Here is a 1091-nt window from a genome sequence, read left to right as displayed (position 1 = left end):
TGATGCAGGAACAGATACAGCAACTCATACGGAAACAAGAACAAGAGATTGAAAGATTACTGGAAACAAAGCGCAATACGGAGCCGGATGATGTTCTCTATGCGATATGTGAAATTGTGGCGCTACAGAAGCAAAAGTTTATCGCGGAATTACGGTCGTTGTTGTGAGGTGGGAGAATGGGCAAAAGTGGAACACGCCGCATACCGAAATACGATTGTCTAGGAAACAAACTGAACATCGGTGATAAAGCTATCTTGTTTTCCGATAGAGGAATTCATTACGAAGGAACTATACAACGAATCGGCAACAAACGATGGTTTGTGGTTGATGAAGCAATAAGGATAGGCGGCATTGGAAGTTGCAAGATTAAGAAGGTGGAATAATGAGCGGCAGAAAATCACGAGATAAGGGACAGCGCAGGGAAAGGGAGTTTGCGAAGCTGATTGAAGGGCGCAGAATTCCCCTTTCCGGCGCCCAAGAAGGCTTTGAAAATGATGTTGAGGGGTTAGGTATCCGGTGGGAGGTAAAAGCGCGAAAAAACGGCTTCCAGACGCTTTATAAGTGGATTGAAGACGAAAGGGAGAAGCCGGACGCGCTGGCATTGAAAGCAGATCGGAAAGATTGGCTTGTGGTGATGAAGTTGGAAAAACTCTTAGAGTTGATGGGGTTGAACGAAAAGTGAATCAGTTGACCATTTTCGATTTCATTGAGAATGGGCAACAAGCTGATAGCATGATTTTGGACAAGATACAGAATGCCTTCCTAGGTTGGGAAGCGCTTGGGTATGCAAAGGAATTCGTTTGGGACTGGGGCGAGGATTATTCAGCAATTATTCGCCGTGGCGATCAATATGAATGCGTGCGCGTAGAGTTGTACCGTGACGGCCGTGTGAGTGCCGGATATACACGCAGGCGAGATTTCGTGACGCGTTGGTTTGAACGCGATGAGGAAAAAGGACGTCATTGGGTATGGCGTTCGCTTGAAGATCGGGAAAGAGTGTTTGGGGTTGCGAGGCAAAACAAGGGATGATAGGAGGGAACAGGCATGATAAGTCGCTTGACAAGCGTATCAAGTTATCGTTCAGGACCGCC

At 46.8% G+C, this 1091-nt stretch carries 2 protein-coding genes; both read left to right on the top strand.

Annotated features, from left to right (window positions below; translation table 11 throughout):
- Positions 1-382: 382 nt before the first annotated feature.
- The gene (locus tag DSM465_RS0117890) at positions 383-682 is read left to right on the top strand and encodes a hypothetical protein (RefSeq protein ID WP_029761975.1); all 300 of its coding nucleotides are present in this window, start codon (positions 383-385) and stop codon (positions 680-682) included.
- Positions 679-1029, top strand: a complete 351-nt coding sequence (locus DSM465_RS0117885; protein ID WP_029761974.1) for a hypothetical protein — start codon at positions 679-681, stop codon at positions 1027-1029. The genes DSM465_RS0117890 and DSM465_RS0117885 overlap by 4 nt, the downstream gene beginning before the upstream one ends.
- Positions 1030-1091 lie beyond the last annotated feature (62 nt).

Source organism: Geobacillus thermodenitrificans subsp. thermodenitrificans DSM 465 (genome assembly GCF_000496575.1).
Lineage (GTDB): Bacteria > Bacillota > Bacilli > Bacillales > Anoxybacillaceae > Geobacillus > Geobacillus thermodenitrificans.
This window is presented reverse-complemented; position numbering and strand designations above follow the sequence as displayed.